At 64.4% G+C, this 4,148-nt stretch carries 7 protein-coding genes; 2 read left to right on the forward strand and 5 right to left on the reverse strand.

Going from position 1 to position 4,148, the window contains the following annotated elements:
- Nucleotides 1-140: 140 nt before the first annotated feature.
- The 5 genes from Q0687_RS28740 to Q0687_RS28760 all read right to left on the reverse strand — a co-directional run bounded on the left by Q0687_RS28740 (nucleotide 141) and on the right by Q0687_RS28760 (nucleotide 3,174).
- On the reverse strand, nucleotides 141-722 hold the full coding sequence (locus Q0687_RS28740) for a cytochrome b/b6 domain-containing protein (protein WP_298884717.1): 582 nt from the start codon (nucleotides 720-722) through the stop codon (nucleotides 141-143).
- 8 nt (nucleotides 723-730) lie between these two features.
- Nucleotides 731-1,009, reverse strand: a complete 279-nt coding sequence (locus tag Q0687_RS28745) for a PepSY domain-containing protein (protein ID WP_298884719.1) — start codon at nucleotides 1,007-1,009, stop codon at nucleotides 731-733.
- 197 nt (nucleotides 1,010-1,206) lie between these two features.
- Nucleotides 1,207-2,007, reverse strand: a complete 801-nt coding sequence (locus tag Q0687_RS28750; RefSeq protein ID WP_298884722.1) for an NAD(P)H-binding protein — start codon at nucleotides 2,005-2,007, stop codon at nucleotides 1,207-1,209.
- Nucleotides 2,004-2,807 (reverse strand): crotonase/enoyl-CoA hydratase family protein, encoded by an 804-nt coding sequence (locus tag Q0687_RS28755; RefSeq protein WP_298884725.1) that lies wholly within the window; start codon nucleotides 2,805-2,807, stop codon nucleotides 2,004-2,006. The genes Q0687_RS28750 and Q0687_RS28755 overlap by 4 nt, the downstream gene beginning before the upstream one ends.
- A gap of 16 nt (nucleotides 2,808-2,823) precedes the next feature.
- A complete protein-coding gene (locus Q0687_RS28760; RefSeq protein WP_298884735.1) occupies nucleotides 2,824-3,174 on the reverse strand; it encodes a hypothetical protein in 351 nt (116 codons plus the stop codon).
- Nucleotides 3,175-3,280: 106 nt separating this feature from the next.
- Between Q0687_RS28760 and Q0687_RS28765 the strand changes: the two genes are divergently transcribed.
- Complete coding sequence (locus tag Q0687_RS28765; RefSeq protein WP_298884728.1) at nucleotides 3,281-3,811, forward strand: TetR/AcrR family transcriptional regulator; 531 nt, start codon at nucleotides 3,281-3,283, stop codon at nucleotides 3,809-3,811.
- A gap of 43 nt (nucleotides 3,812-3,854) precedes the next feature.
- Nucleotides 3,855-4,052 carry a Trm112 family protein gene (locus tag Q0687_RS28770; RefSeq protein WP_283047716.1) on the forward strand — a complete coding sequence of 66 codons (198 nt, stop codon included), beginning with the start codon at nucleotides 3,855-3,857 and terminating at the stop codon, nucleotides 4,050-4,052.
- Nucleotides 4,053-4,148 lie beyond the last annotated feature (96 nt).

The following is a 4,148-nucleotide window of genomic DNA, read 5'->3' on the forward strand; positions in this document are numbered from 1 at the left end:
ACGCCATGCGCCTTGTCCAGAAAATCTAAACCGGACAGCCGTGGGCTTGTCCCGGGCATCCACGAACTTGCCTCTTGGCGAGAAGAACGTGGATGGCCGGGACAGCCCGGCCATGACGAGGAGGAATGGGCGTCGCGTCCTTACGAACGACCGCGGATGCGCTTGCGGCCGGTGATCATGGCGCGGATCAGGTTCTCGCGCTGAAGCAGGCCCATCCCGACCACGCCTGCGACATGCAGCACGACGAGGACGATGACGGCGTCGGACGCCCAGGCATGCGTATCCTCGATCCACCACACGCCGAAGAAGGTGACTGTTACCGACAACGCGCCGGTGATCGCTGAAACAGCGAGCGACAGCAGCAACGTCACCATCATCAACGTGCCGGCGGGATTGAGCCCGAGATAGCGGCCGGTGATGCCGCGGCGGAGATTCCAGAGATAGCTGGGCGCGGCGCGAAGCCTGATACCGATCATGCGAAAGCGCGAATAGCGGCTGCCCCAAAAGCCCCAGGCCAAGCGAAAGACGAGAAGCCCGATCACCGTATAGCCGAAGATACGATGAAGGCTGTCATAGACAGTCGGCGTGAACCACGCGACCAGGACACATGCGGCAAGCGCCCAGTGCCAGAGGCGCAGCGGAAGATCCCAGACCGGGACCGTGCGATCGGCGGGGCGTCGGTTCGACACCCCGCGCGCTTCTGTCAAACCGCTGTCGTGCAAGCAGAGCCTTACTTCGCAATCGTGTGCTTCAGGCTGAGATCTTCCGGGCTGTAGAACAGCTCGTAGAGCTTGCCTTCCTTGACGCCATAGACCTCATAGCACGAGCCTTCGATCTTGGAGCGCCGCACTTCATAGCCTGCTGCCTTGGCCTTGGCTTCGGCATCGCCCGCCAGCTTCCATGATGCCTTGTCGAGCTTGGTGCAATCCTTGAAACCGTCGGCCATCGCCGCCGACCCCATGCCGACGGCGAACGTCAATGCGATGGCAAGAACACGAATGACTCTCACTGAGATCTCCTCTTCTGTCGTGTGCGCGCCCGAAGGAAGCGAAGGAGAGGATGAAGTCAATTGCGGTGCGGATCTGCGCAGCGTTAGAGATATTCTAACTGTCGCCAAAACATCAGCGTGCCCCGCGTGCAACGCATGTTTCGCGGCTCGCTGCGGCCTTAAGCCTCACGGTGTGACATCACGCACACGGACCGCGTTCACGCACGAGCGTAGCGGTACTGCAACCAGTCGGCCCAGGACAGCCGTCCGCGCACGCCCTGGCTCACGACAAAGCCCATGCCGCGCGCCTTCGCCTCTGACAGAGCGATCGGTAGAATCCGTCGATGCAGGCCGCGCGCGTCACGATATTGGCCCGCGAGCGTGGCGAGGCTGAGGTCCTCGGGCCCGCCGATCTCCGCGCGCTCGCCGCGCACGCCATCGAAAGCGCAGGTGACGACGTGATCGGCAACATCCGACGTGTCGACGGGATTGAACAACGTCGTCGGCGCCGGCCACACCGGAAGCCAGGCGAGGCCCGCAAGCATCTTGTCCAGCAGATAGTAGAACGGCATGGCGCGAACCACCGACCAGGACAGCGAAGAGGCGCGAACCAGCCGCTCGCCGGCGAGCTTGACCTTGGCGTAGGGCAGCGTCGCATCATCGAGCCCGACGATCGACACATGCAGGAAATGTCTGACCGATTGCTGCTGGCAGAACGACAGCAACCGCTCGGTGCCCTCGACATCGACGGTGGGAGGAGATTTGAAAAAATCGATCGGTCGCACGCCACCGCGTCGCGCGATCGGCGAATACGTCGCCGCATGGATGACGGTATCAACATCTTGCAAGGCCTCGCGCACGCCTGCTCCCGTGGAGAGATCGCCAATGGCCCATTCGACATCCGATCGCCGGCCCGGAGATCGCGCGAGTAGCCGGACACGATGGCCGCCGCAAACGAGACGCTCGACAATGTCGCGACCAAGATGGCCTGTGCCTCCCGTGACGAGTGTCACCGTCATGCCTGGCTCCATTGCGGAAAGCGGTTCTCGAGATTGCTCCTGACGGCCTCGACATGATTGGGGGTGCCAAGCAACGCAGCTTGCTCAGCCGTCTCGGCGGCAAGACCGGTGGCGGGGTCCGAGGTAGCGGCGAGATTGAGGAGCCGCTTGGCGGCACGAACAGCATCGGGGCTGCGGCCGGCGATCTCGTGCGCGATTGCCCGTGCGGCCGCCAACGGATCTTCCGCAATTCCCGTCGCAAATCCATAAGCCAGCGCTTCGTCGGCCGAGAACACGCGGCCGGTGTAGGTCAACTCACGCACGACATCCTCGCGCGCGAGGTGGCGCATCAATTGCGTGCCGGCCATATCGGGCACGAGTCCCCATTTCGCTTCGATAACTGCGAGCTGCGTCGCCGGCGCGAGATAGCGAAGGTCGGCACCAAGCGCGAGCTGGAAGCCGCCGCCAAACGCAACGCCATGCACCGCGGCGATGACCGGCACGGGCAGTTCGCGCCAGAGCCAGACCAGATGCTGGGCGTGGTTTGCTATGCCGTGGCTTCGTTGCGTCAGATCGAGCGCCGGGATCAACGATTCGCCGCGCGTCGTGGCCACAAGCCGGTCCAGATCGAGGCCCGCGCAGAACGCGCGGCCTTCACCGGAGAGAATCACGGCGCGGACATCCTTGCGCGCACCGAGCCGCGTACCTGCCGCGATCAGTGCCTCGAACATCACGGGATCGAGGGCATTCATCTTGTCCGGGCGGTTCAGCCGGACGTGCGCCACACCGTCCGCGATGGTCAATCGAACACGATCTTCCATGACACGCCTCCCTTGTTCAGTAGCCGGCCACCGCCAGCGCCACGACGACCGTGAGCATCATCCAGCCGAAGTGCCGGCCACGCGTCGCCCACGCGTTGGCGCAGGCGGAGAGCCCGAACACGCCGATCATGGTGAGCACGATCCAGCGGCGCGCCGACGCTGACTCCATCCAGGGCGCGGCAATCAGCAGCATGCCGCACCCGATCCAGGCGACGGTCGAGGCCTGCCAGACCAGGCGGATCAGGGTGCGGAGCCGTGGCGGCTCGATGGTGGCGCGGGGAAACACCTTGGCCTCGCCAAGGTAGCCATGGATCAGGGCGACGAGGATGGCGAGACTGCCGGCACACTGGAGCAGGACATCACGCATCATCAAAACTCCCTCAGGCCTCGCCCATACACATGTGTATGGTGAGATAGGCGCTGGCGCACGGCCTGTCAATACACTAGTGTATGGTCCGAGATCGGAACCGGACATGACCGAGCAGCTCTCCGCCGACGACTGGATCAAAGAGGGCCTCAAGGCGCTCGCCAAAAGCGGCTTGACCGCGCTGAAGGCCGATCCGTTGTCGAAAGCGATGGGCGTCTCGCGCGGCAGCTTCTACTGGCATTTTGCCGATCTCGGCGCGTTCCACGCGGCCGTATTGAAGCGCTGGCGCGAGATTGCGGCCGAGGAGATCATCGCCGGCGTCGAGGCCGACAGCGACGAGCCGCTCAGAGCGCTGCTGCGCCGGACCTTTGGCGCCCGGCTCGACCTGGAGCGCGCGGTGCGCAACTGGGCGGCGTTCGACGCGGCGGCGCAAGCGGCCGTCCGCGCCATCGACCGCCGCAGGCTCGATTATGTCGTGGCCCTGCTGGAGAAGCGGGGGCTCGCCCCCGCGACGGCGCAGGCGCGCGCGCAGATCCTGTACTGGACCTTTCTCGGCTTCGCGCTGTCCGCCGCGCCGGTGCCAGCCGCACGGCTCCAGGGACTGCTCGACGAGATCGAGCGGATGGTCACTGCCTAGATCGATTTTCTGTGCTAGAGGCAACCGACTGCCGGAGACCATCATGAACACGCCCACGGAACGCCCCGAAAACAGCGTCGATCCCAAACTGCTGGAGATCCTGGTCTGCCCGCTGACCAAGGGCCCGCTGGAATTCGACGCGGCCAAGCAAGAACTGATCTCGCGGTCCGCCAAGCTCGCTTATCCGATCCGGGACGGCATCCCGATCATGCTGCCGGAAGAGGCAAGGAAGATCGATTGAGAGCGCGACTTGTTGCGCGATGACCGCGCAACACATTCGCTGTCGTCCTGGCGAAAGCCAGGACCCATATGTGGACGGCCCCCGTGGCACAAGAGC

The organism is uncultured Bradyrhizobium sp. (assembly GCF_936928535.1).
Taxonomy (GTDB): domain Bacteria; phylum Pseudomonadota; class Alphaproteobacteria; order Rhizobiales; family Xanthobacteraceae; genus Bradyrhizobium.